The organism is Pseudomonas sp. B19125 (genome assembly GCF_044218855.1).
Taxonomy (GTDB): domain Bacteria; phylum Pseudomonadota; class Gammaproteobacteria; order Pseudomonadales; family Pseudomonadaceae; genus Aquipseudomonas; species Aquipseudomonas edaphica.
Genome location: NZ_CP162589.1, coordinates 2,132,247 through 2,156,825 on the forward strand (window position 1 = coordinate 2,132,247; position 24,579 = coordinate 2,156,825).

Consider the following 24,579-nt stretch of genomic DNA (forward strand, 5'->3'; position numbering starts at 1 on the left):
GTTATTACTTAAGAGGATTGTTCCAATGGCGACTAACCGTTCCCAGCGTCTGCGCAAAAAACTGTGCGTTGATGAATTTCAAGAGCTGGGTTTCGAACTGAACCTGGACTTCAAAGAAGACCTGAGTGAAGAAGCTACCGATGCTTTCCTCGAAGCATTCATCAAAGAAGCCATGGAAGCCAATGGTCTGGGCTATGTCGGCGGCGATGACTTCGGTCTGGTTTGCCTGCAGAAGCGTGGCTCGGTCAACGAAGAGCAACGCGCAGCTGTTGAAAGCTGGCTCAAAGGCCGCAGCGAGCTGAAAAGCGCTGAAGTCAGCCCACTGCTGGACGTGTGGTATCCGGAAAAGCCGATCAACGCGGCTAAGTGATACTAAAAAAACGGCGACCCTCGGGTCGCCGTTTTTTTATGCCTTGCGCCAATTCAGAATCAACAGCGTCAACACCCCCGCCACAATCCCCCAGAACGCCGAGCCGATGGAAAACAGCGTCAAGCCAGACGCGGTGACCATAAAGGTGATCAGCGCCGCTTCCCGCTCCTTGGGCTCATTCATGGCGATACTCAAACCATTGATGATCGAGCCAAACAACGCCAGGGCCGCAATCGACAGCACCAGTTCCTTGGGCAACGCTGCGAATAACGCCGCCAAGGTGGCGCCGAACACCCCGGCGATCCCGTAGAACACCCCGCACCAGACGGCCGCGGTGTAGCGCTTGTTGCGGTCTTCATGGGCATGTGGCCCGGTGCAGATGGCTGCACTGATGGCCGCCAAGTTGATGCCGTGGGAGCCAAAGGGCGCCAGCACCAGCGAGGCCAGCCCTGTTGCGGTGATCAACGGCGAGGCGGGTACGGTATAGCCGTCAGCGCGCAACACGGCGACGCCGGGCATGTTTTGTGAGGTCATTGCCACCACAAACAACGGGATACCGATGCTGATGGTCGCCGCCAGCGAGAAGTGCGGCGTGGTCCACACCGGTGTTGCCACTTCCAGGTGGAAACCGCTGAAGTCCAGCAAACCCATCAGCCCTGACAACAGGGTGCCGATTACCAGCGCGGCCAGTACTGCATAACGCGGCGACAGGCGCTTGATGATCAGATAGGTGAAAAACATCCCCAGCACCAGGCCAGTGCGATGTTGCGCGGCGACAAAAATCTCGCTGCCGATCTTGAACAGAATCCCCGCCAGCAAGGCGGCCGCCAATGAGGCGGGGATGCGCTTGACCAGTTTTTCAAAGCTGCCGGTCAGCCCGCAGAGCGTGACCAGCACCGCGCAGGTGATATAGGCGCCGATGGCCTCGCCGTAACTTACTCCACCCAGGCTTGTGATCAGCAGCGCGGCGCCGGGCGTGGACCAGGCAATGGTGATCGGCGTGCGATAGCGCAACGACAGGCCGATGCTGCACACCGCCATGCCGATAGAGATCGCCCAGATCCACGAAGAAATCTGCGCCGTGGTCAAACCGGCTGCCTGGCCGGCCTGGAACATCAGCACCAGGGAACTGGTGTAGCCGGTCATCATGGCAATGAAGCCGGCGACGACGGCCGACGCAGAAGTGTCGGCCAATGGGCGCAAGGGCGCTTGAGTGGCGTCGGTCATGGAGAGGTGTTCCTTTTACCTGGGAAAAAGCGAATTCAAGCCTAAACTCAAACGTAACCACTCATTGCAATACAGCCGCCACCGCAAATAGCCGTACAGTGTGTTGGCGCACTGGGTTGTGTACAATGTGCCCTGTTTTTAGGTGATACTTGCCAGCAACACGCTGTTGACGTATTACCGTTAATTCGCCGCCGTTCTCCAAACCCCGAGTGCCCATGAACGAACAGTTGCAACCTCTCAAGAAACAACCGCGAGCCGGCAAGGCTGGTCGCAGCGGAACCCAGGACGATATCGTCTATGCGCATATCTTCGAGGCGATCCTCGAACAACGCCTGGCGCCCGGTACCAAATTGAGTGAAGAAGCACTGGGCGAAATCTTCGGCGTCAGCCGCACCATCATCCGCCGCGCGCTCTCGCGCCTGGCCCATGAAGGCGTGGTGCTGCTGCGGCCCAATCGTGGTGCGGTGGTGGCAAGCCCGAGTGTAGAAGAGGCGCGCCAGGTATTTCTCGCCCGGCGGCTGGTGGAGCGGGCGATCACTGAATTGGCGGTGCAACACGCCACGGCTGAGCAACTGGCCGAGTTGCGCCAGATGGTCAACGACGAGCGCGACAGCTTCTCACGGGGTGATCGCGGTGCCGGTATCCGCCTCTCCGGCGAATTCCACTTGAAGCTCGCCGAAGCGGCGAAGAATGCACCGCTGATCAGCTTCCAGCGCAGCCTGGTGTCGCAGACCTCGTTGATCATCGCCCAGTACGAAAGCGGCAACCGCTCGCACTGTTCCTACGATGAGCACACCCAACTGATCGATGCGATCGAAGCACGCGACGCGACGCTGGCAGTGAATTTGATGATGCACCACATGGATCACATCGACAGCAAGCTCAACCTCGACGAGGAAAGCGCGTCGGATGATTTGCACGCGGTGTTCTCGCATTTGTTGCAGACCAAGAAGCCAGGGCGTTCTTCAGTCAAACTGTGATGTTCCAGGTTCGCCTGGGACTAAAAATGTGGGAACTGGCTTGTGTGGGAGCTGGCTTGCCTGCGATGCAGGCACCGAGGTGTATCAGGTACACCGCGGTGATGCTATCGCAGGCAAGCCAGCTCCCACACAAGCCCAGCTCCCACATTTGTTTTGTGGTGTTGCTGAAATTAGCGCTGGTGCACCAACTGACCCGCTGCATACGTCTGCAACACCGTCCGGTCATCCCCCAGCGTCATCAACACAAACAACGTCTCGGCAATGTTATTGGCCTGCTTCAAGCGATAGCTGAGCAGTGGCGTAGCGTTGTAGTCCAGCACCAAAAAGTCCGCATCCGTGCCCGGCTGCAATGTGCCGATCTTGTCTTCCAGACGCAGTGCCCGCGCACCGCCCAAGGTTGCCAGGTACAGCGACTTGAACGGGCTCAAACGCGCGCCCTGCAGTTGCATGACCTTGTAGGCTTCGTTCAGGGTTTGCAGCAGCGAGAAGCTGGTGCCACCGCCCACGTCAGTGCCCAGGCCGACATTCAGCTTGTGCTTCTCGGCCATCGGCAAGTTGAACAAACCACTGCCGAGGAAGAGGTTCGAGGTCGGGCAGAACGCCACGGCTGAACCCGTCTCCGCCAGCCGTGCGCACTCGTCATCACACAGGTGTACGCCGTGGGCAAACACCGAGCGCTCGCCCAGCAGTTTGTAGTGGTCGTACACGTCCAGGTAGCCGTTGCGCTCCGGGAACAGCTCTTTTACCCACTCGACTTCCTGCTTGTTCTCGCTGATGTGCGTCTGCATGTACAGGTCCGGGTATTCGCCCAGCAGTTGCCCGGCCAGCGCCAGTTGTTCCGGGGTGCTGGTCGGCGCAAAACGTGGCGTGACGGCGTAGTGCAAACGGCCCTTGCCGTGCCAGCGTTCGATCAGCGCCTTGCTTTCCTGATAGCCGGATTCGGCAGTGTCGGTGAGGTAGTCCGGCGCGTTGCGGTCCATCATCACCTTGCCGGCGATCATGCGCAGGTCGAGTTTCTCGGCGGTTTCAAAGAACGCGTTCACCGACTGCGGGTGCACACTGCCGAACACCAACGCCGTGGTGGTGCCGTTGCGCAGCAGTTCCTTGATAAAAATGTCCGCGACTTCTTCGGCGTGGGCCTTGTCGGCGAACTGGCTTTCACACGGGAAGGTGTAGGTGTTGAGCCAATCCAGCAACTGCTCGCCATAGGCACCAACCATGCCGGTTTGCGGCAGGTGAATATGGGTGTCGATCAGGCCGGGCGTGATCAGCGCATCCTGATAATGGGTCACGTCGATGTCGGCGGGCAGGGTTGGCAGCAAATCGCTGGCGTGGCCCAGGGCGCTGATCTGGCCGTTATCGATCACCAGCAGGCCGTCTTCGAAATACTCATAAGAGGCTTCGATCCCCACTTCGGCGGGGTCGGCGATGCTTTGCAAAATGGCGGCGCGGTAGGCTTTGCGAGTCAAAGGCATGGTGATCTCAATGTGTTAGATAGCTTGGCTGCGACGCGAGGCCGGCAGCAGTTTGGCAATAGGTTCGGCGCTCGCACTGTGCTGGCCGAAATTCGCGTTATAGGTGGCGATGATTTCGCCGGCGATGGAGATGGCGATCTCCACCGGCAGTTTGCCCTTCACCTCGGTGAGGCCCATGGGGCAGCGCATGCGTTGCAGTTGCGCGGTGTCGAAGCCGCGATCTCGCAGGCGGTGTTCGAACTTGACCCGCTTGGTCTTTGAACCGATCAGGCCGAAATAGGCAAAGTCATTGCGCTTGAGCAGCGCGGCGGTCAGTTCCAGGTCCAGCGCGTGGTTGTGGGTCATCACGATGCAGTAACTGCCCACCGGCAGGTCGGCAATTTCGTCGACCGGCTCTTCGCTGATGATTTTACGCACGCCCTGAGGGATGTGTTCTGGAAACTCCTGATCACGCGAATCAATCCAGCGCACCCGACACGGCAGGCTTGCCAACAACGGCACCAGCGCGCGGCCGACATGGCCGGCGCCAAATACCGCGATCTGCGCCTGCACCTGGCCCATGGGTTCGAACAGCAACACCGTCACGCCGCCGCAGCACTGGCCCAGGCTGGCGCCGAGGCTGAAGCGCTCCAGATGGGTGTTCTGCTGGCCACGCACCAGCATGTCACGGGCGATCTGCATCGCCTTGTATTCCAGGTGTCCGCCGCCGATGGTGTCGAAGGTGTGCGCGGCGCTGATGACCATTTTTGAGCCGGCGTTGCGCGGCGTGGAGCCGAGCTCTTCGATGATGGTCACCAGCACGCAGGGTTCACCCTGGTTCTGCAGGTCGGCGAGGGCGCTGATCCAGTTGTTCATAGTCACCTCCAGTCAGATCGTTCCCACGCTCCGCGTGGGAATGCATACCGTGACGCTCTGCGTCACAACAGCGGACGCAGAGCGTCCAAGGCGGCATTCCCACGCAGAGCGTGGGAACGATCAAGCCAGTTCAGTCTCAACGGCTTTTGCAGTGCTCAACTGCCGCATCTGCTCACAGCCCCACAACACTCGCTCCGGCGTCGCCGGCGCATCAATCTTCGGCTGATGGCGATAGTCACCCAAGCTTGCCACGGCATCCTTGATCGCACACCACGAAGCAATCCCGAGCATGAACGGCGGCTCGCCCACGGCCTTGGAGTGGAACACCGTGTCTTCCGGGTTTTTGCGGTTTTCCACCAGCTTCACACGCAAATCCAGGGGCATGTCCGCCACGGCCGGGATCTTGTAGCTGGCCGGGCCGTTGGTCATCAGCTTGCCCTTGTTGTTCCACACCAGCTCTTCCATGGTCAGCCAGCCCATGCCCTGGATAAAACCGCCTTCGACCTGGCCGATGTCGATGGCCGGGTTCAGCGAGGCGCCCACATCGTGGAGGATGTCGGTGCGCAACATCTTGTATTCGCCGGTCAGGGTGTCGACGATCACTTCGCAGCAGGCCGCGCCGAACGCGAAGTAATAGAACGGCCGGCCACGTGCCTGGCTGCGGTCGTAAAAGATTTTTGGGGTTTTGTAAAAGCCGGTGCTCGACAGCGAAACCTGAGCGAAATACGCCTGCTGGATCAACGCCTCAAAGGTCAGGATCTGATCGCGCACGCGCACATGGCCGTTGTGGAACTCCACGTCCGCTTCACTCACGTCGTACTTACGCGCGGCAAATTCCACCAGGCGCTGCTTGATGGTTTCGGCAGCGTTCTGCGCGGCCTTGCCGTTCAAGTCGGCACCGCTGGAGGCGGCGGTCGGCGAGGTGTTGGGCACCTTGTCGGTGTTGGTGGCGGTGATCTGCACGCGGTCGATCTCGACCTGGAATATTTCAGCCACCACCTGCGCGACCTTGATGTTCAAGCCCTGGCCCATCTCGGTGCCGCCGTGGTTCAGGTGGATGCTGCCGTCGGTGTAAATGTGGATTAACGCGCCAGCCTGGTTGAGGAAACTGGCGGTAAACGAAATACCGAATTTCACCGGCGTCAGCGCCAGGCCTTTTTTCAGAATCGGGCTGTGGGCGTTGTACAGGCGGATCGCCTCGCGACGCTCGGCGTACTGGCTGCTGGCTTCAAGCTCGGCGGTCATTTCTTCGAGCATGTTGTGCTCGACGGTCTGGTAGTAGTGGGTGACGTTGCGCTCGGTCTTGCCGTAGTAATTGGCCTTGCGCACCGCCAACGGGTCCAGCGCCAGATGACGCGCAATGGCGTCCATGACTTCTTCGATGGCCACCATGCCTTGCGGGCCGCCAAAGCCGCGATACGCTGTGTTGGATGCGGTGTTGGTCTTGCAGCGGTGGCCGTTGACGGTGGCGTCGCCCAGGTAATACGAGTTGTCGGAGTGGAACATGGCGCGGTCGACAATCGAGTTGGACAGGTCCGGCGAACAGCCGCAGTTACCTGCCAGGTCCAGATTGATGCCGTGCAGGCGGCCGTTGTCGTCAAAGCCCACGTCGTATTCGATATAGAACGGGTGGCGCTTGCCGGTCATCAGCATGTCTTCGACACGCGGCAGGCGCATCTTGGTCGGCTGGCCGGTCAGGTGCGCGACCACCGCGCACAGGCACGCGGGGCTGGCGGCCTGGGTTTCCTTGCCGCCAAAACCCCCGCCCATGCGGCGCATGTCCACGACGATTTTATTCATCGACACGTCGAGCACTTCGGCCACCAGCTTTTGCACTTCGGTGGGGTTTTGCGTGGAGCAGTAGACGATCATGCCGCCGTCTTCGGTGGGCATTACCGAGGAAATCTGGGTTTCCAGGTAGAAGTGTTCCTGGCCGCCGATATGCAGGGTGCCCTGGATACGGTTTTTCGCGGTGGCCAGCGCACCGGCAGAATCACCGCGTTGGTGGGTGTGGCTGTCGAGCACAAAGTGCTTCTTGCGAAAGGCCTCGACCACATCCAGCACCGGCTCCAGGTCTTCGTATTCGATCACCGCCGCCAGGGCCGCTTTGCGCGCGGTTTCCAGGTCGCGGGCGGCCACGGCCAACACCACTTGGCCGACAAACTGCACGGTGTCGATGGCCAGTAACGGGTCGCCGGGCATCAATGGACCAATGTCTTTGAGGCCCGGCACATCTTCATGGGTGATGACGATACGCACGCCGTCAAAGGCGTAGCAGGGCGCGGTGTCGATGCTGATGATGCGTGCGTGTGCACGGTCGGACATGCGCGCATACAGGTGCAACTGGTTAGGGAATTCAAGGCGATCATCGATGTACTGCGCTTCACCGCTGACATGCTTGGCGGCGCTGTCATGCTTGACGCTGCGGCCGACCCCGGTGGTCAGGTCCTGGGCAAACAGCTCGGCGAGTTCGGCCTGGGTTTTAACGACGGCGTGATGGTTAGACATAAGCGGTCACCCGAGTCTCGATGTGCGGTGTTTGCAGTTCGATGAAGTATTTGCGCAGCAGATTCTGCGCGCTGAGCAGGCGGTATTCCTTGCTGGCGCGGAAGTCCGACAGCGGGGTGAAATCCTGGGCGAGGGCGGCGCAGGCTTTCTCCACCGTGGCGGCGTTCCAGGTGGCGCCGACCAATACGGTTTCGCAGCTTTTCGCGCGTTTGGGCGTGGCGGCCATGCCGCCAAACGCCACGCGGGCGTCGCTGATCACACCGTTGTCGAGCTTCAGGTTGAAGGCGGCGCACACGGCGGAAATATCATCGTCCAGGCGCTTGGAAACCTTGTAGGCGCGGAACAGCGCGTGGCCCTTGGGCACGATGATCTTCTCGATAAACTCGCTGTCCTGGCGCGCAGTGACACGGTAGTCGATAAAGTAATCTTCCAGCGCCAGGGTGCGACGGGTGTTGCCCTTGCACAGCACGATCTGCGCGCCGAGCGCGATCAGCAGTGGTGGCGAATCGCCGATGGGCGACGCATTGCCGATATTGCCGCCCAGCGTGCCCTGGTTGCGGATTTGCAGCGAAGCGAAGCGGTGCAGCAAATCGCCGAAGTCCGGGTATTCGTGGTGCAGCGCGCTGTAGCAGTCGGACAGCGGTGTAGCCGCGCCGATTTCCAGGCGGTCGTCGAACGACTCGATGCGCTTCATCTCTTCAATGTTGCCCACGTAGATCATCACCGGCAGCACACGGTGGAACTGCGTGACTTCCAGTGCCAGGTCAGTGCCGCCCGCCAGCAAGCGCGCCTGCGGATAGGCGTCGTAGAGATCGGCCAGATCGGCAACGGTGAGCGGCACCAGACAACGTTTGTCGCCGCTGTTGAGTTCACCGGTTTGCGTGGGCGCGATGGCTTTGAGACGGGCAATGGTCTCGGGTTGGCGGCTGTCGAACTGATCCGCCGGCTTGTTGCAGCAGGCCTGTTCGGCGGCGGCGAGGATCGGTCGATAACCGGTGCAACGGCACAGGTTACCGGCCAGGGCTTCATGGGCTTTCTGGCTATCGGGGGCGTCGCTGTTCTTTTGCAGGGCAAACAGCGACATCACAAAGCCTGGGGTGCAAAAGCCGCATTGCGAGCCGTGGCACTCGACCATGGCCTGTTGCACGCTGTGCAGTTGGCCTTGATGCTTGAGGTCTTCGACGCTGATCAGCTGTTTGCCGTGCAATGACGACACAAACGTCAGGCAGGAATTGAGGCTGCGATAGCGGATCTGCTCCGCGCCTTGAGTGTCGGTGTGCAATTCGCCGACCACCACGGTGCATGCACCGCAATCGCCGCTGGCGCAGCCTTCCTTGGTGCCGGATTTGCCCAAATGCTCGCGCAAATAGTTGAGCACGGTCAGGTTGGGGTCCAGGGCGTGCTCGCTACGGAGTTCCTGGTTAAGTAAAAACTGGATCACGGAAGGCCTCGCAGACTCATTATTGTTGTTAACCGCTTTGCGCCGAATCTAGTCATGTCTGACTTTTCGGTCAACGATTTTCTGACCAGAAGGTCAAGAAATTGCGATCACAACACTTTTAATTATGGTCCAGTCTTCTGGAACCGGTGTTTTTGCTGGCTTTTGGCTTTTCATCGCTGCTTATTTCATGCCAAATTCGCGCCTGTGGGCGTAGCGCCATCAGCCAGCCAATGCGCTACACTGCCGCGCTTGTACCGATAGAAGATTTTGAAGGGAAAACATGACGTTCAAGGCGCCGGACAGTCTCGCCGAGCAAATTGCTCACCACCTCGCCGAACGTATCATTCGCGGCGATCTCAAGCCTGGGGAGCGGATCCAGGAACAGAAAGTCACGCTGGCACTCAATGTCAGCCGTGGTTCCGTGCGTGAAGCTTTGCTGATCCTCGAGCGCCGCCACCTGATCGCGATCCTGCCGCGCCGTGGCGCCCACGTCACTGAACTCACCGCGCACAAGGTGCAGAGCCTGTGCACGCTGATGGGCGAGTTGTACATCCTGCTCGGCAATTCGGTGGCTGAGGGCTGGAAGGTCCAGGCTGACATGGCGCCGTTCCTGCAGATCCAGCAACGCCTGATGACCAGTTTCGAACGTGAGGACGTGCGTGCCTTCGTCGAAGAAAGCTTCAGTGTGATGCGCGCCGCGTACCCCTTCGCCAACAACCCGTACTTGCAGGAAACCGTCGAAAACCTGCAGCCGGCGATGAACCGTGCCTATTACCTGGCCCTGGACCAGCGCAAGGCGGAGATGAGTGAGTACCTGGCACTGTTCGAGCAGCTGCTCGCGGCGGTGCTCGCCCGTGATCTGCCGCAGATCCGCCAGGTACTGTCGGCCTACTGCGAGCGCAGCAGCTCGTTGGTCATCGCTGCGTTGGCGGGCGCCTAAACGTGCGGCTCAAGTGCATCAAACTGGCGGGGTTCAAATCCTTCGTCGACCCGACCACGGTGAACTTCCCCAGTAACATGGCGGCGGTGGTCGGGCCCAATGGCTGCGGCAAGTCGAACATCATCGACGCCGTACGTTGGGTGATGGGCGAGAGCTCGGCAAAAAACCTGCGTGGCGAGTCGATGACCGACGTCATCTTCAACGGCTCCACCAGCCGCAAGCCGGTGAGCCAGGCCAGCATCGAACTGGTGTTCGATAACTCCGATGGCACCTTGATCGGCGAATACGCGGCCTACGCGGAAATCTCGATTCGCCGCAAAGTGACGCGTGACAGCCAGAACAGTTACTTCCTCAACGGCACCAAATGCCGTCGACGCGATATCACCGACATTTTCCTCGGCACCGGCTTAGGCCCGCGCAGCTACTCGATCATCGAGCAGGGCATGATCTCCAAGCTGATCGAAGCCAAGCCCGAAGACCTGCGTAACTTTATCGAAGAAGCGGCCGGCATCTCCAAGTACAAGGAGCGCCGCCGCGAGACCGAAAACCGTATCCGCCGTACCCACGAAAACCTCGCCCGCCTGACCGACCTGCGTGAAGAGCTGGAGCGTCAACTCGAACGCCTGCACCGTCAGGCCCAGGCCGCCGAGAAGTACCAGGAATACAAGGGCGAAGAGCGCCAGCTCAAGGCGCAGCTCTCGGCCCTGCGCTGGCAGGCGCTGAATGATCAGGTCGGCCAGCGCGAAGCGATCATCGGCACCCAGGAAATCAGCTTCGAAGCGCTGGTGGCCGAGCAGCGTAATGCCGACGCCAGCATCGAGCGCTTGCGTGACGGTCACCATGACCTGTCCGAGCGCTTCAATCTGGTGCAGGGGCGGTTCTACTCGGTAGGCGGCGATATTGCCCGGGTCGAACAGAGCATCCAGCACGGCCAGCAGCGCCTGCGCCAGTTGCAGGACGATTTGAAAGAAGCCGAACGCGCGCGGCTGGAAACAGAGTCGCACCTGGGCCACGACCGTACGTTGCTGCTGACGTTGGGCGAAGAGCTGGACATGCTCACGCCCGAGCAGGAAATCACCAGCGCCGCCGCTGAAGAGGCCGCGGCCGCCCTGGAAGAAGCCGAAACCACCATGCACGGCTGGCAGGAACAGTGGGACGCTTTCAACCTGCAATCCGCCGAGCCGCGCCGCCAGGCTGAGGTGCAGCAATCGCGCATCCAGCAACTGGAAACCAGCATGGAGCGCCTGGCCGAGCGCCAGCGCCGTATGCAGGAGGAGCGCGCGTTGCTCGCCGCCGACCCGGAAGACGCGGCGATCATGGCGTTGAGCGAACAGCTGGCCGAAAGCGAAATGACCCTGGAAGAACTCGAGGCCAGCGAAGAACAGCAAGTGGAGCGCCTGGAGCAATTGCGTCAGCAACTGCAACAGGCGACCCAGGCCCAGCAGCAGGCCCAGGGCGATTTGCAGCGGCTGAACGGGCGCCTGGCGTCGCTTGAAGCCTTGCAGCAGGCAGCGTTGGACCCAGGCACCGGCACCGCCGAATGGCTGCGTGACCAGCACCTGGCCGAGCGTCCGCGCCTGGCCGAAGGCTTGAAAGTTGAAGCGGGTTGGGAATTGGCGGTCGAGACCGTGTTGGGCGCCGACCTGCAAGCCGTATTGGTGGATGATTTTGGCGGTTTCGACCTGGCCGGTTTTGCCCAGGGCGATTTGCGTTTGCTCAGCCCCGCAGTCGATGGCACGCGAGTGCCGGGCAGTTTGCTCGACAAGGTTGAGGCCGCGATCGATCTGGCGCCGTGGCTGGGCCAGGTCAAACCGGTTGAATCATTGGAGCAAGCCTTGTCCCAGCGTGGCCAATTGGGCGCCGGTGAAAGCCTGATCAGCCGAGACGGTTACTGGGTTGGCCGGCACTTCCTGCGCGTGCGTCGCGCCAGTGAGGCCGAGAGCGGCGTATTGGCCCGTGGCCAGGAAATCGTCAACCTGAGCGCCGAACGCGAAGAACGCGAGGCCACCCTCGAAAGCCTGGAAACCGAACTGCAAACCCTGCGTGCCACTCAGCGCCAACAAGAGACTGGCCGCGAACACCTGCGCCGCCTCTTGCAGGACGAAGCGCGCCAGCAAGGCGAATTGAAAGCCCAACTGTCGGCGAGCAAGGCCAAGGCCGAGCAACTGACCCTGCGCCGCACCCGCCTTGACGAAGAAGTGGCCGAGATGGGCGAGCAGCGCGCCCTCGAACACGAGCAGATCGGCGAAGCGCGCCTGCACTTGCAGGAAGCCCTCGACAGCATGGCGCTGGATACCGAGCAGCGCGAACTGCTGCTGGCCCAGCGCGACAGCCTGCGTGAGCGACTCGATCGAGTGCGCCAGGAAGCCCGTCAGCACAAGGATCACGCCCACCAATTGGCCGTGCGCCTGGGCTCGTTGCAGGCCCAGCACACCTCCACGCGCCAGGCGCTTGAGCGTTTGGAGATGCAGTCCGAACGCCTCACCGAAAAGCGCGAGCAACTGAGCCTCAACCTGGAGGAGGGCGAGGCGCCGCTGGAAGAGTTGCGCCTTAAGCTCGAAGAGTTGCTCGACAAGCGCATGACCGTTGATGAAGAACTCAAGACCGCGCAAATCGCCCTGGAAGACGCCGACCGCGAACTGCGCGACGCCGAGAAACGCCGGACCCAGGCCGAGCAGCAATCCCAGCTGATTCGCGGCCAACTCGAACAGCAACGCATGGAATGGCAAGCCCTGACCGTGCGCCGCAAAACCCTGCAAGACCAGTTGCTTGAAGACGGCTATGACTTGCACGGCGTGCTCAATACATTGACCGCCCAGGCCAATGAAAAAGACGCTGAAGAAGAACTTGAGCGCATCGCCGCGCGTATCCAGCGCCTGGGCGCGATCAACTTGGCGGCCATCGACGAATACCAGCAACAGTCCGAGCGTAAACGTTATCTGGATGCTCAAGACGCCGACCTGGTCGAAGCGCTGGACACTCTGGAGAACGTGATCCGCAAAATCGACAAGGAAACCCGTAATCGCTTCAAAGATACCTTTGATCAGATTAATGGCGGTTTACAGGCGTTATTCCCGAAAGTTTTCGGTGGCGGCAGCGCCTACTTGGAACTGACGGGCGAAGATCTACTCGATACAGGGGTGACGATTATGGCGCGGCCCCCGGGCAAGAAGAACAGCACCATCCATTTGTTGTCCGGTGGCGAAAAGGCACTCACGGCATTGGCCCTGGTATTTGCGATCTTCAAGTTGAACCCGGCGCCGTTTTGCATGCTCGACGAAGTTGACGCGCCGCTGGATGACGCTAACGTTGGACGCTACGCTCGATTGGTTAAAGAGATGTCCCAGACCGTGCAGTTCATCTATATCACCCACAACAAGATCGCCATGGAAATGGCCGATCAGTTGATGGGCGTGACGATGCATGAGCCGGGTTGTTCGCGGTTGGTGGCGGTGGATGTCGAAGAAGCGATGGCGATGGTGGACGCCTAGCGGCGAGTTGCAAGCTGCAAGTGTGTGAGGCTATAGCTTGCAGTGTGTAGCTCACAGTTGGCGGCTTGCGTAAGAGATCTCCCATGTCGCCGAAAGATGGCAAACCGATACATTTCGCGCCAACTGTGTAAAGTTATCGAAGGTCGTGCTAGTTTATTGTCAATTCCTCGTATGCGTGGGCAAAACGTCAGTCAGAACATAGAGTTGGCGCCACGTTTTAAAGCGGTTTGGACGTTGCTAAACCCCTTATTTTTCAGCATTTTTTATTAGAGGCACGGGATTACATGGAAATCGGTCTGCGCGAGTGGCTGATCGTCATCGGCATTATTGTCATTGCCGGTATTCTTTTTGATGGCTGGCGCCGCATGCGCGGTGGCAAGGGCAAGCTCAAATTCCGTTTGGACCGTAACCTGTCCAACTTGCCCGACGACGACGGCAGCGCCGAGCTGCTGGGGCCGCCTCGTGTGCTGGATAACCATAAAGAACCACAACTGGACGAGCATGACTTGCCGTCGATGAGTGCGCCGGTGCGTGAAGCCCGCGAGCCGTCGTCCAAGCGTGGCAAGCGCGCCAGTGCCGCCGTCGCCGAGCCGCATCAGGGCGACCTGAACCTCGACGTCGACGAAGGCCCGAGCTTCAGCAGCCGCGACGACGATTTCCCGGATGAAAATATCGGCAAGGCATCCAGTGCGCCGCGCCAATCGGTCAACGACCAGCCAGCTGCCGAAGAAGTCTTGGTGATCAGCGTGATCTGCCGTGACGCCGCCGGCTTCAAAGGCCCGGCACTCTTGCAGAATATCCTCGAAAGCGGCCTGCGCTTTGGCGAGATGGATATTTTCCACCGCCACGAAAGCATGGCCGGTAACGGCGAAGTGCTGTTCTCCATGGCCAACGCGGTCAAGCCGGGCACTTTCGATCTGGACGATATCGACTTGTTCAGCACCCCGGCGGTGAGCTTCTTCCTCGGTTTGCCAGGCCCGCGTCACCCGAAACAAGCGTTCGACGTGATGGTGGCTGCTGCGCGCAAACTGTCCCAAGAGCTCAACGGCGAGCTCAAGGACGACCAACGCAGCGTGCTCACTGCCCAGACCATCGAGCATTACCGTCAGCGCATCGTCGAGTTCGAGCGTCGCGCCCTGACACAGAAACGCTGAGGTTCGATCTTAAGCGTTGCCTGTAGAATCCGTGCACTAACATATTGAGCAGCTTCGGCTGCTCTTTTGCTTTATGAGAGAACACCCATGACCGCCGCCCACACCCGCATTCTCGAACTGCGCGCTGAACTGGATCAGCACAATTACCGCTACCACGTCCTCGACGAGCCGAGCATTCCGGACGCCGAGTACGACCGGTTATTCCATGAGCTAAAGGCTCTGGAAGCCGAGCACCCGGATTTGGTGACGCGTGATTCGCCGACGCAGCGGGTTGGCAGTGCGGCGCTGTCGGCGTTCACTCAGGTCAAGCACGAGATTCCGATGCTCAGCCTAGGCAACGCCTTCGATGAAACCACCATGCTCGAATTTGATCGCCGGGTGACCGAAGGTCTCGACCTGCCGGTGGGCGATCTGTTTGGCGGCGGCGCAGCGGTGGAATACAGCTGCGAGCCCAAGCTGGACGGCCTGGCGGTCAGCCTGCTGTATCAGGATGGCGAGCTGGTGCGCGGCGCCACGCGTGGCGATGGCACCACCGGCGAAGACATCAGCGTCAATGTGCGCACCGTGCGCAATATCCCGTTGAAACTGCACGGCAGCGGCTGGCCGGCGACCCTGGAAGTGCGCGGCGAAGTGTTCATGTCCAAGGCTGGCTTCGAGCGCCTTAATGCCTCGCAACTGGAAGTGGGCGGCAAGACCTTCGCCAACCCGCGTAATGCCGCTGCGGGCAGCTTGCGCCAGCTGGACTCGAAGATCACCGCCAGCCGCCCGCTGGAGTTTTGCTGCTACGGCGTGACTACCGACATCAGTGACACCCATATCGGTAACCTGCAGCAACTGCAGAAGTGGGGCATGCCCATCAGCCATGAGCTGAAGCTGGCCAAGGGCATTCAGGATTGCCTGGCGTACTACCGCGATATCGGCGAGCGGCGTAACAGCCTGCCGTATGAGATTGACGGCGTGGTGTTCAAGGTCAACAACATTGCTTCCCAGCGTGAGCTGGGCTTCCGCGCCCGCGAACCACGCTGGGCCATCGCGCATAAATTCCCGGCCATGGAAGAGCTGACCGAGCTGCTCGATGTGGAATTCCAGGTCGGCCGCACCGGTGCTGTAACGCCGGTGGCGCGCTTGAAGCCGGTCAAGGTCGCGGGTGTGACGGTGTCCAACGCAACCTTGCACAATATGGATGAAGTGGCGCGCCTGGGCTTGATGATCGGCGACACTGTGATCATTCGCCGTGCCGGTGATGTGATCCCGCAAGTCGTCTCGGTGGTCACCGAACGCCGCCCGGAAAACGCCCGCGCCGTGCACATTCCGCAAAGCTGCCCGGTGTGCGGCTCCCATGTGGAGCGCACGCAACTGGTCAAGCGCAGCAAGGGCAAGGAAACCGTCAGCGAAGGCGCGGTTTACCGCTGCGTCGGGCGCCTGGCCTGTGGCGCGCAGCTCAAGCAGGCGATCATCCATTTTGTGTCGCGCCGCGCCATGGACATTGACGGCCTGGGCGACAAAACCATCGAGCAGTTGGTGGATGAAAAGCTTATCGGCTCGCCGGCTGACCTCTACAAGCTCAAATACGAGCAGATCATCGACCTGGAAGGCTTTGCCGATATTTCCAGCAAGAAGCTGATTGCCGCCATCGAAAACAGCAAGACTCCAACCCTGGCGCGGTTTATCTACGCCTTGGGCATTCCGGACGTGGGCGAAGAGACGGCCAAGGTGCTCGCGCGCTCGCTGGCGTCCCTGGAGCGCGTGCAGCAGGCCTTGCCGGAAGTGCTGACGTACTTGCCGGACGTGGGCCTTGAAGTCGCCCACGAGATTCACAGCTTCTTTGAAGACAGCCATAACCAGGAGGTGATTGGCGCGCTGCTGTCGCCGGATGAATGCGGCCTGCAGTTGCAGGATCAGGGCGACCTGAGCGCCGAGTTTGCCGCCAGCACCACCCTCGGCGGCCTGCTCGACAAGCTGCACGTGCCCAGCGTAGGGCCTGGCGCCGCGCAAAAACTGGCCGACAAGTTCGTAAGCCTCGAAGGCGTAATCAAGGCCGACTGGCTGGATATGCGCCAGGCGTTGCCCGAGAAGCAGGCCAAGGCGGTGCGCGAGTTTTTTGATAACCCGGACAATGCCCACCGTGCCCTGGCCATCGAGCAGCAGCTCAAGGACTTCGGTATGCACTGGCAGAGCGAGAAGAAGGTCGTCGAGGGCTTGCCGGAAGCGGGGCATACCTGGGTGCTGACCGGCTCTCTTGAGCTGATGAGCCGTGATGTGGCCAAGGACAAGCTCGAAAGCCTGGGCGCCAAGGTGGCAGGTTCCGTCTCGGCCAAGACTCACTGCGTGGTTGCCGGGCCGGGCGCGGGTTCCAAGCTGGCCAAGGCCACCGAGCTGGGCCTCAAGGTGCTGGACGAAGAGGCCTTCGTCGCTTTCCTGGCCAAACACAACATCAGCGTCTGACGATCGTTCCCACGCTCCGCGTGGGAATGCAGCCCTGGACGCTCTGCGTCGGCTCTTGAACCTCGTGACGCAGAGCGTCACCGCAGGCATTCCCACGCAGAGCGTGGGAACGATCTTTCACGGTAAATGATCTAGTCTTGGTCACCCAGGGAGAGATCGCCATGTTCCGCTACTTCGAGCAACTCAGCACGCGCATCGCCGCACCGTTCATGGCCGGATCCTCGCGCAGCAGCAAGGTGTGGCAGTGCCGGTGCGGCCAGTCGCTGTTCTTTCGCAACAGCCAGTGCCTGGTCTGTTCTGCGCTGTTGGGCTATCAGCCCCAGCACAGCCGGCTGTCGTCGCTACAGCCCGGCCCGGTCGATGGCACATGGCTACAGGACGATAACCTTGACGCCGGCACCTTCCGCCGCTGCGCCAACCTCGACACCCCGGCCGCCTGCAACTGGCTGATTCCTGCCCACAGCACCGCAACGCTGTGCGTGGCGTGCAGCCTGAACCGCACCATTCCCGACTTATCGGTGCCGGAAAACCCCGAACGCTGGCGCAAAGTCGAAACCGCCAAGCGCCGGTTGGTGGCGCAACTGATCAGCCTGGGCCTGCAAGTGGTGCCCAAAAGTGTTGACGAGAACAGCGGCCTGGCCTTCGATTTCGTCGGCATTGACCTTGAAGGCAACGCACCCACCACCGGCCACGCCAACGGCCTGATCACCCTCGATATCAAGGAAGCGGACGACGCCCATCGCGAGAAAGTCCGTGTGCAAATGCGCGAGCCGTATCGCACGTTGCTCGGCCACTTTCGCCACGAAGTCGGCCACTACTATTGGGATCGGCTGATTGCCAACAGCCATTGGCTTGAATCGTTTCGTAGCCTGTTCGGCGACGAACGCGCCAGTTACGCCGAGGCACTCGAGCAGCACTACCAGAACGGCCCGCGCGCCGACTGGCAGCAAACCTGTGTCAGCGCCTACGCGACCATGCACCCCTGGGAAGACTGGGCCGAAACCTGGGCTCACTACCTGCACATGATGGACGCCGTCGACACCGCACTGGGCTTTGGCATGAGTGCCCGCGAGATGGACCTGGATTACCAACCCTTCCCGTTGACCACGCTCTACGACCCCGAACACCCTGGCGGCCCGGCCTTCCTGTCGTTCGTCAACGCCTGGATCGAACTGGCCGGCATGCTCAACGAACTGTCGCGCAGCATGGGCCAGCCCGATTTCTACCCCTTTGTGTTGCCGCCGGCCGTGATCGCCAAGCTGCACTTCATTCACTTGGTGATTCAGGAGGAGGGCGGCAGGGCCGACGAAGTCGTACAAGCACAGTAATCCGCCCCTATGTGGGAGCTGGCTTGCCTGCGATTACGGTGCATCATCCAGTGAATGCCCCAACTGATGCACCGCAATCGCGGGCAAGCCCGGCTCCCACAAGGTTCTGGCAGGTTATCGAGGTTGTGGACAAGTGCTTGAGCCCCTTCATATTTTTAATCCGGAACAACGGTTGTAAGTTCCGATGAGATCGGTACAATGGCGCGGCTTGCCGAGAGGCCAGCGTCGTTATGGTGACCCCATCGGTCCCCCCGCAACGATTACCCGTGAACCTGGTCAGAGCCGGAAGGCAGCAGCCACAGCGGGAACATTGTGTGCCGGGGTGTGGCTGGTGGGGTTGCCTCCATAACGCTCTCCTTTGTTTCTACCCTTCCTGTTTCAAATCAAACATTGTTTTAATCGCCCATCTGCCATTTTTTGCGCAGCGATGACGGCGTTGTGCTGGAAAACTTTCAGCGGCCTGCTAGCGTCATTCTTGTAAGCGACCCTGTGCTGGAGTAGTAAAGAAGTGATGGCACTCCTTTGATCAACAAGGATGATTGCCATGCCCAGCCTTCCCGTTTTACCCAGAACGCTCAGTGCTTCAGTCGGCGCCCCAGGCAAGGCGCAGAATGTGCTTGCTGATGTTCGCTTTATTCAGCATCTGTTTAATCTGATCACGCCAGAATCCGCTTCGCGCCTTGTGGAGGACGGAAAGTGCGGCCCGCTGTTGTTGCGGCGCATCAGCGACTATCAGGCGAATCGTCTCAAGGTCAGCAAACCTGATGGGGTGATTGACCCGGGCGGTCGGACGTTCAATAGCCTGGTCGACGATGCAGGCAAAGCCAATGCCGTTGTTCTTCCCGACCAGTCGTTAGTCACCAGGCCCACCTGTGACGGTCAAATCGCCCTGACCGAGGCTGATTTTCAGCGCGCGGCTGCAACGCTGGGCAACGGTATTTCGGTGAACCTGATCAAGGCGTTCGCCGCCGTTGAGTCTGGTGGGCGATCCGGGTTCGGGCCGTCCAACATGCCGGTTATCGCCTTCGAGGGCCATATCTTTCGCAAGTACACTCAACATAAGTACGACAGGACCTACCCTTTTTTGTCCTACCCCTTTTTGGTCAATGCTGGCCCGCAATGGAAAGCCAACAATAAAACCCAGGCGATTGCGTGGCGGACTCTGGTCGATGCTTATACGTTGGACCAGGCAGCAGCGCTGATGTCGGCGTCCTACGGTATGTTCCAGGTCATGGGCTTTAATTTTGCTGCCTGTGGCTACAAGAACGTGTTCGAGTTTGTGGCTGCACTGAAGCTTAACGCCGGCCAGCAATTGATGGCGTTCTGCGGCTTTTGCCGCAAGAATCCGGCCTTGCTCAGAGCGATGAAAAGCAAGGACTTTGCCGGCATGGCGCGCAATTACAATGGCTCAAGCTATGGCGACTACGACAGGCGTATCCAAAAAGCCTTCGAGGCGCTGGAACGGAAAAAATAGCCGCACCTGCTGGCTGCCTCACATCGTTGAGGTGGCCCACTGGACAACCCAAAATCATCTTGTTAGTTTCCGCCAGCCACTTGTTTCAAGTTATGACAGGTGTGCGGTGCTGATATTGAAGTGCTATCACTTCTTGAACTAACAAGGATGTCCATGATGAAAAGCCTGCAAGGGTTGCCCCGTCTTATCAGTGCTTCAGTGGGCGCGCCGGGTAAAGCGCGCAACTTGCCCGCCGATGTTCAGTGCATCCAGTATCTATTTAATCTGATCATTCCCAAGATGGGTTTTGCGCTGGTCGAAAACGGTAAGTGCGATGGGCAATTGGTGCAGTGCATCAGCCAGTATCAGTTCCGGCACCTCAAGTATGCGCATCCTGATGGCGTGATCGACCCGACCGGTCGAACCTTCAATAGCCTGATAGAAGAGGCGGTCAAAGTGCCGGTGAAGGCGTTTCCGACGATGCGCATTCCGAGCTTTCTCAACGCGTTTGGCAATAACGGCGGCGATGCGGTACAGGCCACGGTCAATGTGTACCTGGAGCGCATGCGCGCGACTATCGAGGCCGAGCGGCGTAACCGCCAGTTGATACTCCAGGCCACGTGTGATGGTGGCATGACGCTGACCGATACCGACTTTCAAAGCGCTGCCACCCAGTTGGGCAGCGGCATTTCGGTGAATATCATCAAGGCTTTCGCCACGGTCGAATCCGGCGGGCGTTCCGGGTTCGGGCCGGCCAAGTTGCCGGTGATTGCCTTTGAAGGCCACTTGTTTCGCAAGTACACCAAGCACATCTACGATCAGGCGCACCCGCTGCTGTCTTATATCTACGTGAGAAAGGCCGGGCCGCAGTGGCAGGTCAATAACAAGGACCAGACCAAAGCCTGGGAGACCATGGCCACAGCGTTTGCGCTGGACCAGGAGGCGGCATTGATGTCGGCGTCCTGGGGCATGTTTCAAATAATGGGGTTCAACTACACCTCCTGCGGTTACAAGACGGTGTTTGAATTTGCTGCCGCCCTGAAGGTCAATGCCGGTAACCAATTAAAAGCGTTTATTGGTTTTTGCAGCCAGAGCCCGGCCCTGATCAAGGCCATGAAAGAAAAAGACTACGTGGCCATGGCGCGTAACTATAACGGCAAGGATTACGGTGACTACGACAGCCGTATCAAAAAGGCCTACGAAGCATTGGAAGGGAAGAAATAAGATGAGCCGTTTTCTAGCGATGAGTGTGTTGTCGTTGTGCGCCTTGGTGCCCGCGTTGGCAGGTGCCGCTGAGCTGCATTCTGGTAAATACGAGGGATTGATGCTGGCGGTCACCCCTGAGCATCAGGTCGAAGGCTACTACGCAGAAGAACTGGGCGAGGGTGTGACCCGCAGCTGCACGTTTTACCTGCAAGGCCAGCCTGAAGCGCTCACCACCTGGCTAGACAAGGCCTACCCTGGCAGCGTCGCAGCGTCCTCCGACGGCGTGACTTTGACGGTGGAGCAGGGGCGCGAGCATCCCGGTTGCATCAGCGTGCTGATGCCGGAAATAGCCACCGGCCTGGACCTGGCCCAAACGGCCAGCAAGCAATGGATCGGCCTGGTGACCGTGACGGCCGACAAGGCTTACCTGCTGAAAAAACCAGGCGCTGAAGCGGCCAAACGCGCGTATATCGTCAAGGACGATGTGGTCGGCGTGCTGGCGTTCAAGGACGGCTGGGCCAAGGTCGAGTTCACCAATGCCAAAGAGCATACCTACACCGGTTGGATCAGCCAGGACCAGTACGCACGCTTGGCGGCGCCGCAAGCCAACTAGCCAAACGTCTCCCGCAGCAGCCCGGCAAACGCATCCCGCGCCAGGTGGCGCTGGGTGTCTTTGTGCCAGAACAGCAGGTTGTCCACGGCCTGCAACTCCTCGAACCGGTAGGAGGCCAGTTGATTGGCCTGCTCGTAGCGGGCCAGGATGCCTTCCGGCGCCAACGCCACGCCAATCCCTGCACTGACGCAACCAATGATGGTGCCCCAACTGGCATAGCTGGCGATGCTTGGTTTGAAGGCGTGCGGTTTGATCCAGTTCTCCAGCGCCGCGCGATACGGACAACCGGGCGGCCACACCAGCAAGGTGCGGCCTGCCAAGTCTTCGGCACTGTTGATCGGCGCGCTGGAGGCGCTGGCGATCAGCACCAGGCGTTCGCTGTAGACCACACTGTGTTCGAGCTTGGCGCGCTTGCCGCCCGAGGCCACCAGCGCCACATCGAGGCGATGGTGTTGCAGGTCGTCGAGCAGTTGCGCCCAGGCGCCGGTGACCAGTTCCAGGCTGACGTCCGGGTAGCGCCGGTGGTATTCGGCCAGCAGCGGCGGCAGGCGGCCGCTGGCGCTGGATTCCACCGCACCGATGCGCAGCGTGCCGCGCGGGATGGCGTTGGCATCCACTGCGCGTTTGGACTCATCCACCAGGGCCAGGATGCGCTCGCAGTAATCGAGGAAGATTTCCCCGGCGGCACTGATGGCCAACCCACGGCCTGCGCGAATAAACAGCGGTGTGCCCAACTCGCTTTCCAGCTGCTTGATGCGCGTGGTGATGTTGGACGGCACGCAGTGCAGTTGCAGCGCGGCCTGGGCCACGCTGCCGGTTTGTGCCACGGCGCGCACCATTTTCAGTTGGGCCAGTTCCATTGCTCAGTTCCAATGATTTCAGAAGTCAGAAACGCTTAATTGTCCTGCGCCTTGCGCGGCTCAAGACTGACGGTATTCCTTCTCAGTATCTGGATGCCGTCGATGAATGCCCCGTCACCCGTAAAGCTTACGCTAGTCATCGCTGGCGTGATTCTCTGTTGGGCCTATTCGCCGATTGGCGTGCACATGGGGCTGCACAGCTACAGCCCTGGCCAGTTGGCGTTGCTGAGGTTTCTGATCGCCTCGGTGTTCATGGGCGGCATCGCCCTGGCGGTAGGCATCGGCTGCCCGCGTGTGCGGGATCTGCCGTGGTTGCTGGTGTTGGGTTTTTTCGGCGTGTTCCTGCACCACACCAGCCTCAACTACGGGCAACAGTGGGTGACGGCGGCGGCATCGAGTGTACTGGCACAGTCGGTGCCGCTGTTCAGTGTGGTGATCGCGTTTTTCTGTTTGAAGGAACGGGTCAGCCTCTGGCGTTGGGGCTGCGTCTTGCTCGGCTTGCTGGGTGTGCTGGTGGTGATCTGGGGTGATCATGGCGTCGGTGATATCGACCCGCGCGGCTTGCTGATCTTGCTGGCAGCCGTGTCGTGGAGCGTGTATTTCGTCATCCAGAAACACTACGCCCATCGCTACAGCCCGCTGACCATGGCGTGTTACATGGTGTGGGCGGGCACCTTGATGCTGTGCGTGAACCTGCCGGGCTTGCCGGCTGCGGTGGCCCAGGCGCCAATGCCGGAGAATCTGTCGGTGCTGGTATTGGGGATTTTCCCCAGCGCCCTGGCCTACCTGGCCTGGGGCTATGTGCTCAAGCACGTGGACGTCAGCCGCGCCTCGGTGGCGATGTACCTGATTCCGCCGGTGGCCATGCTGATGGCGGCGACGCTGCTGGGCGAGCACATTGCCCTGCAAGTGATATTGGGCGCGGTGATCGTGCTGGCCAGTGTCGCCGCCATCAGCCTTGAAGGGCGCTGGCGCTCAATCGCTCAGGCTGAACGCGCGCAGGCGGTGGCCGTCGAGGTCCTCGGCGACAAAGGTGTAGCCGAAGTCAAGGTGGGTCGGTGACTGAATGATGGTCGCGCCGCGCTCTACCCATTGAGCGTAAAGGGCGTCTACGGCGGCTGGGTCCGCCAGCGAAAAACCTACCTCACCGCCTCCGCCGGTAAAGTGAGCCGCAGGTTCTACGGTGTGACGCGACCACAGCCCCAGCTTGACGCCGTTGTCGAGAATGAACAGGGCGAACGTCGGGTTCAGCTCCACCGGCGGCTTGCCCAGCAGGCGGCTATAGAAGTTGGCGCTGGTGGCCGGGCTGTCGACGTAGAGCAGGAAGTAATGGGCGACGGTGTGCATGCAGGCTCCTTGATTACGGGCGGTTAAGTGAGCCCAGTCTAGGGGACGGCCCTGTCAGTTCTTGTCAGGAGCGTTCTTGTCAGGAGTGCGCAGCGGTCGCGCGTTCTCCCCGGTGTACAGTTTGATCAGGTCATCGATCTCGCCCGACATTTTCATCCGCAGCAGCGTGCGCAAGATCCGTTGCACCGGCACGCTCGGGTCATTGCGCACGATGCAGCCCAGGTTTTGTTCGTCGATCACCGCGACGTTGTGCAGCCGCAGGCTTGGGGGCACTTTCAGGTTGAAACGGTCCAGGGTCCATTCGTTGATCACGGCGTATTCGAAACGCGCGGCCACCAGCTTGTGCAGCACCAACTCCTCGCTGCGCGAATCGTCGCGGGTCAATTGGCCACTGGCGAACAGCGGTTCGAGGACGACATAGCGGTAGTTGAGCACCGTGCCAATGGCCTGCGGTGCCAACCTGGCCACCTGAACGGGCGGTGCGTGGACACTGGCCAACACATTGCGCTGCACCATCAAGGGTACGCTCCAGCTGTAGTCGCCGGACAATTCGCCGAGCCATTCCTGGGCGACATAGCAGCGCACATCGACCTCTGCGCGTGCCATGGCACCGGCGAGTCGCGCCCGGGCCAGCACGTGGAACTCGGCTGGCCGCCCGACCTGGGTGGCCAGGCTCAACATCAAGTCATACAGAATGCCCTGTGTGGGCTGGTCACCCTCTATCTGTGCCATGGGCATTGCCCAGCTGTCGGAAACCGAAAAACGCAACGGTGCGGGCGCCGCCAGGCAAGCAACGGAAATCATCCATAAAGCGCCCAGGACTACACGCATACACTCTCCGGGTTCAGGCCTTTGTGGGGCCAGTCAGGCAAGCTTAGTCAGATTA

At 60.3% G+C, this 24,579-nt stretch carries 20 protein-coding genes and 1 other RNA gene; 12 read left to right on the forward strand and 9 right to left on the reverse strand.

The window, feature by feature from the left end; translation table 11 throughout:
* Positions 1-25: 25 nt before the first annotated feature.
* Positions 26-370: a YggL family protein gene (locus tag AB4P96_RS09825; protein WP_017134776.1), complete on the forward strand. Its 345-nt coding sequence runs from the start codon at positions 26-28 to the stop codon at positions 368-370.
* A 36-nt stretch (positions 371-406) separates the two neighbouring features.
* Here AB4P96_RS09825 and AB4P96_RS09830 read toward each other — a convergent pair whose 3' ends face one another.
* Entirely contained in the window at positions 407-1,597 is a 1,191-nt protein-coding gene (locus AB4P96_RS09830) for a benzoate/H(+) symporter BenE family transporter (protein ID WP_017134777.1), read from the reverse strand.
* Positions 1,598-1,812: 215 nt separating this feature from the next.
* On the opposite strand from AB4P96_RS09830, the gene AB4P96_RS09835 reads away from it, so the two are divergent.
* Complete coding sequence (locus AB4P96_RS09835; RefSeq protein WP_017134778.1) at positions 1,813-2,577, forward strand: GntR family transcriptional regulator; 765 nt, start codon at positions 1,813-1,815, stop codon at positions 2,575-2,577.
* 170 nt (positions 2,578-2,747) lie between these two features.
* Here AB4P96_RS09835 and guaD read toward each other — a convergent pair whose 3' ends face one another.
* The 4 genes from guaD to xdhA form a co-directional block, all read right to left on the reverse strand.
* The gene (gene guaD / locus AB4P96_RS09840) at positions 2,748-4,052 is read right to left on the reverse strand and encodes a guanine deaminase (RefSeq protein ID WP_395600725.1); all 1,305 of its coding nucleotides are present in this window, start codon (positions 4,050-4,052) and stop codon (positions 2,748-2,750) included.
* Positions 4,053-4,067: 15 nt separating this feature from the next.
* Positions 4,068-4,907, reverse strand: coding sequence for a xanthine dehydrogenase accessory protein XdhC (xdhC, locus tag AB4P96_RS09845; RefSeq protein WP_017134780.1), 840 nt, complete (start codon positions 4,905-4,907; stop codon positions 4,068-4,070).
* A gap of 120 nt (positions 4,908-5,027) precedes the next feature.
* Entirely contained in the window at positions 5,028-7,415 is a 2,388-nt protein-coding gene (gene xdhB, locus AB4P96_RS09850) for a xanthine dehydrogenase molybdopterin binding subunit (RefSeq protein WP_170039265.1), read from the reverse strand.
* A complete protein-coding gene (gene xdhA, locus AB4P96_RS09855; protein ID WP_017134782.1) occupies positions 7,408-8,856 on the reverse strand; it encodes a xanthine dehydrogenase small subunit in 1,449 nt (482 codons plus the stop codon). Before xdhA ends, xdhB begins: the two co-directional genes overlap by 8 nt.
* Positions 8,857-9,136: 280 nt before the next feature.
* On the opposite strand from xdhA, the gene AB4P96_RS09860 reads away from it, so the two are divergent.
* The 6 genes from AB4P96_RS09860 (at position 9,137) to ffs (ending at position 18,551) form a co-directional block, all read left to right on the forward strand.
* Complete coding sequence (locus tag AB4P96_RS09860) at positions 9,137-9,796, forward strand: GntR family transcriptional regulator (protein WP_017134783.1); 660 nt, start codon at positions 9,137-9,139, stop codon at positions 9,794-9,796.
* A gap of 2 nt (positions 9,797-9,798) precedes the next feature.
* Entirely contained in the window at positions 9,799-13,287 is a 3,489-nt protein-coding gene (gene smc, locus AB4P96_RS09865; protein ID WP_170039260.1) for a chromosome segregation protein SMC, read from the forward strand.
* A 284-nt stretch (positions 13,288-13,571) separates the two neighbouring features.
* Entirely contained in the window at positions 13,572-14,441 is an 870-nt protein-coding gene (gene zipA, locus AB4P96_RS09870; protein WP_017134785.1) for a cell division protein ZipA, read from the forward strand.
* A gap of 87 nt (positions 14,442-14,528) precedes the next feature.
* Positions 14,529-16,886: an NAD-dependent DNA ligase LigA gene (gene ligA, locus AB4P96_RS09875; protein WP_395600726.1), complete on the forward strand. Its 2,358-nt coding sequence runs from the start codon at positions 14,529-14,531 to the stop codon at positions 16,884-16,886.
* A gap of 161 nt (positions 16,887-17,047) precedes the next feature.
* Positions 17,048-18,214 (forward strand): putative zinc-binding metallopeptidase, encoded by a 1,167-nt coding sequence (locus AB4P96_RS09880; RefSeq protein WP_395600727.1) that lies wholly within the window; start codon positions 17,048-17,050, stop codon positions 18,212-18,214.
* 240 nt (positions 18,215-18,454) lie between these two features.
* Positions 18,455-18,551, forward strand: an RNA gene (gene ffs / locus AB4P96_RS09885) — signal recognition particle sRNA small type.
* 41 nt (positions 18,552-18,592) lie between these two features.
* Here the strand turns inward: ffs and AB4P96_RS09890 are convergent.
* Positions 18,593-18,760 (reverse strand): hypothetical protein, encoded by a 168-nt coding sequence (locus AB4P96_RS09890; protein ID WP_017134788.1) that lies wholly within the window; start codon positions 18,758-18,760, stop codon positions 18,593-18,595.
* Here AB4P96_RS09890 and AB4P96_RS09895 point away from each other — a divergent pair.
* The 3 genes from AB4P96_RS09895 (at position 18,759) to AB4P96_RS09905 (ending at position 21,486) form a co-directional block, all read left to right on the forward strand.
* Entirely contained in the window at positions 18,759-19,688 is a 930-nt protein-coding gene (locus AB4P96_RS09895; protein ID WP_395600728.1) for an N-acetylmuramidase family protein, read from the forward strand. The two genes, AB4P96_RS09890 and AB4P96_RS09895, sit on opposite strands and share 2 nt — an antisense overlap.
* Positions 19,689-19,844: 156 nt before the next feature.
* On the forward strand, positions 19,845-20,891 hold the full coding sequence (locus AB4P96_RS09900; RefSeq protein WP_395600729.1) for an N-acetylmuramidase family protein: 1,047 nt from the start codon (positions 19,845-19,847) through the stop codon (positions 20,889-20,891).
* 1 nt (position 20,892) lies between these two features.
* The gene (locus AB4P96_RS09905) at positions 20,893-21,486 is read left to right on the forward strand and encodes a hypothetical protein (RefSeq protein ID WP_169984919.1); all 594 of its coding nucleotides are present in this window, start codon (positions 20,893-20,895) and stop codon (positions 21,484-21,486) included.
* Here the strand turns inward: AB4P96_RS09905 and AB4P96_RS09910 are convergent.
* Complete coding sequence (locus AB4P96_RS09910; RefSeq protein WP_395600730.1) at positions 21,483-22,346, reverse strand: LysR family transcriptional regulator; 864 nt, start codon at positions 22,344-22,346, stop codon at positions 21,483-21,485. The two genes, AB4P96_RS09905 and AB4P96_RS09910, sit on opposite strands and share 4 nt — an antisense overlap.
* Positions 22,347-22,448: 102 nt before the next feature.
* On the opposite strand from AB4P96_RS09910, the gene AB4P96_RS09915 reads away from it, so the two are divergent.
* A complete protein-coding gene (locus AB4P96_RS09915) occupies positions 22,449-23,408 on the forward strand; it encodes a DMT family transporter (protein WP_099548815.1) in 960 nt (319 codons plus the stop codon).
* On the opposite strand, the gene AB4P96_RS09920 is transcribed toward AB4P96_RS09915, so the two are convergent.
* Both AB4P96_RS09920 and AB4P96_RS09925 read right to left on the reverse strand, forming a co-directional pair.
* A complete protein-coding gene (locus AB4P96_RS09920; protein WP_395600731.1) occupies positions 23,322-23,693 on the reverse strand; it encodes a VOC family protein in 372 nt (123 codons plus the stop codon). The two genes, AB4P96_RS09915 and AB4P96_RS09920, sit on opposite strands and share 87 nt — an antisense overlap.
* 54 nt (positions 23,694-23,747) lie before the next feature.
* Positions 23,748-24,524, reverse strand: a complete 777-nt coding sequence (locus AB4P96_RS09925) for an amino acid ABC transporter substrate-binding protein (RefSeq protein WP_236460278.1) — start codon at positions 24,522-24,524, stop codon at positions 23,748-23,750.
* Positions 24,525-24,579: the final 55 nt, after the last annotated feature.

Bases quoted from the DNA above. Each gene is read 5' to 3' on its own strand.
- AB4P96_RS09915 (WP_099548815.1), top strand. From the start codon at position 22,449: ATGAATGCCCCGTCACCCGTAAAGCTTACGCTAGTCATCGCTGGCGTG.
- AB4P96_RS09900 (WP_395600729.1), top strand. From the start codon at position 19,845: ATGAAAAGCCTGCAAGGGTTGCCCCGTCTTATCAGTGCTTCAGTGGGC.
- AB4P96_RS09905 (WP_169984919.1), top strand. From the start codon at position 20,893: ATGAGCCGTTTTCTAGCGATGAGTGTGTTGTCGTTGTGCGCCTTGGTG.
- ligA (WP_395600726.1), top strand. From the start codon at position 14,529: ATGACCGCCGCCCACACCCGCATTCTCGAACTGCGCGCTGAACTGGAT.
- zipA (WP_017134785.1), top strand. From the start codon at position 13,572: ATGGAAATCGGTCTGCGCGAGTGGCTGATCGTCATCGGCATTATTGTC.
- AB4P96_RS09895 (WP_395600728.1), top strand. From the start codon at position 18,759: ATGCCCAGCCTTCCCGTTTTACCCAGAACGCTCAGTGCTTCAGTCGGC.
- AB4P96_RS09890 (WP_017134788.1), bottom strand. From the start codon at position 18,760: ATGGCAATCATCCTTGTTGATCAAAGGAGTGCCATCACTTCTTTACTA.
- AB4P96_RS09925 (WP_236460278.1), bottom strand. From the start codon at position 24,524: ATGCGTGTAGTCCTGGGCGCTTTATGGATGATTTCCGTTGCTTGCCTG.
- AB4P96_RS09920 (WP_395600731.1), bottom strand. From the start codon at position 23,693: ATGCACACCGTCGCCCATTACTTCCTGCTCTACGTCGACAGCCCGGCC.
- AB4P96_RS09860 (WP_017134783.1), top strand. From the start codon at position 9,137: ATGACGTTCAAGGCGCCGGACAGTCTCGCCGAGCAAATTGCTCACCAC.
- AB4P96_RS09910 (WP_395600730.1), bottom strand. From the start codon at position 22,346: ATGGAACTGGCCCAACTGAAAATGGTGCGCGCCGTGGCACAAACCGGC.
- xdhB (WP_170039265.1), bottom strand. From the start codon at position 7,415: ATGTCTAACCATCACGCCGTCGTTAAAACCCAGGCCGAACTCGCCGAG.
- guaD (WP_395600725.1), bottom strand. From the start codon at position 4,052: ATGCCTTTGACTCGCAAAGCCTACCGCGCCGCCATTTTGCAAAGCATC.
- xdhC (WP_017134780.1), bottom strand. From the start codon at position 4,907: ATGAACAACTGGATCAGCGCCCTCGCCGACCTGCAGAACCAGGGTGAA.
- AB4P96_RS09830 (WP_017134777.1), bottom strand. From the start codon at position 1,597: ATGACCGACGCCACTCAAGCGCCCTTGCGCCCATTGGCCGACACTTCT.
- AB4P96_RS09835 (WP_017134778.1), top strand. From the start codon at position 1,813: ATGAACGAACAGTTGCAACCTCTCAAGAAACAACCGCGAGCCGGCAAG.
- AB4P96_RS09825 (WP_017134776.1), top strand. From the start codon at position 26: ATGGCGACTAACCGTTCCCAGCGTCTGCGCAAAAAACTGTGCGTTGAT.
- AB4P96_RS09880 (WP_395600727.1), top strand. From the start codon at position 17,048: ATGTTCCGCTACTTCGAGCAACTCAGCACGCGCATCGCCGCACCGTTC.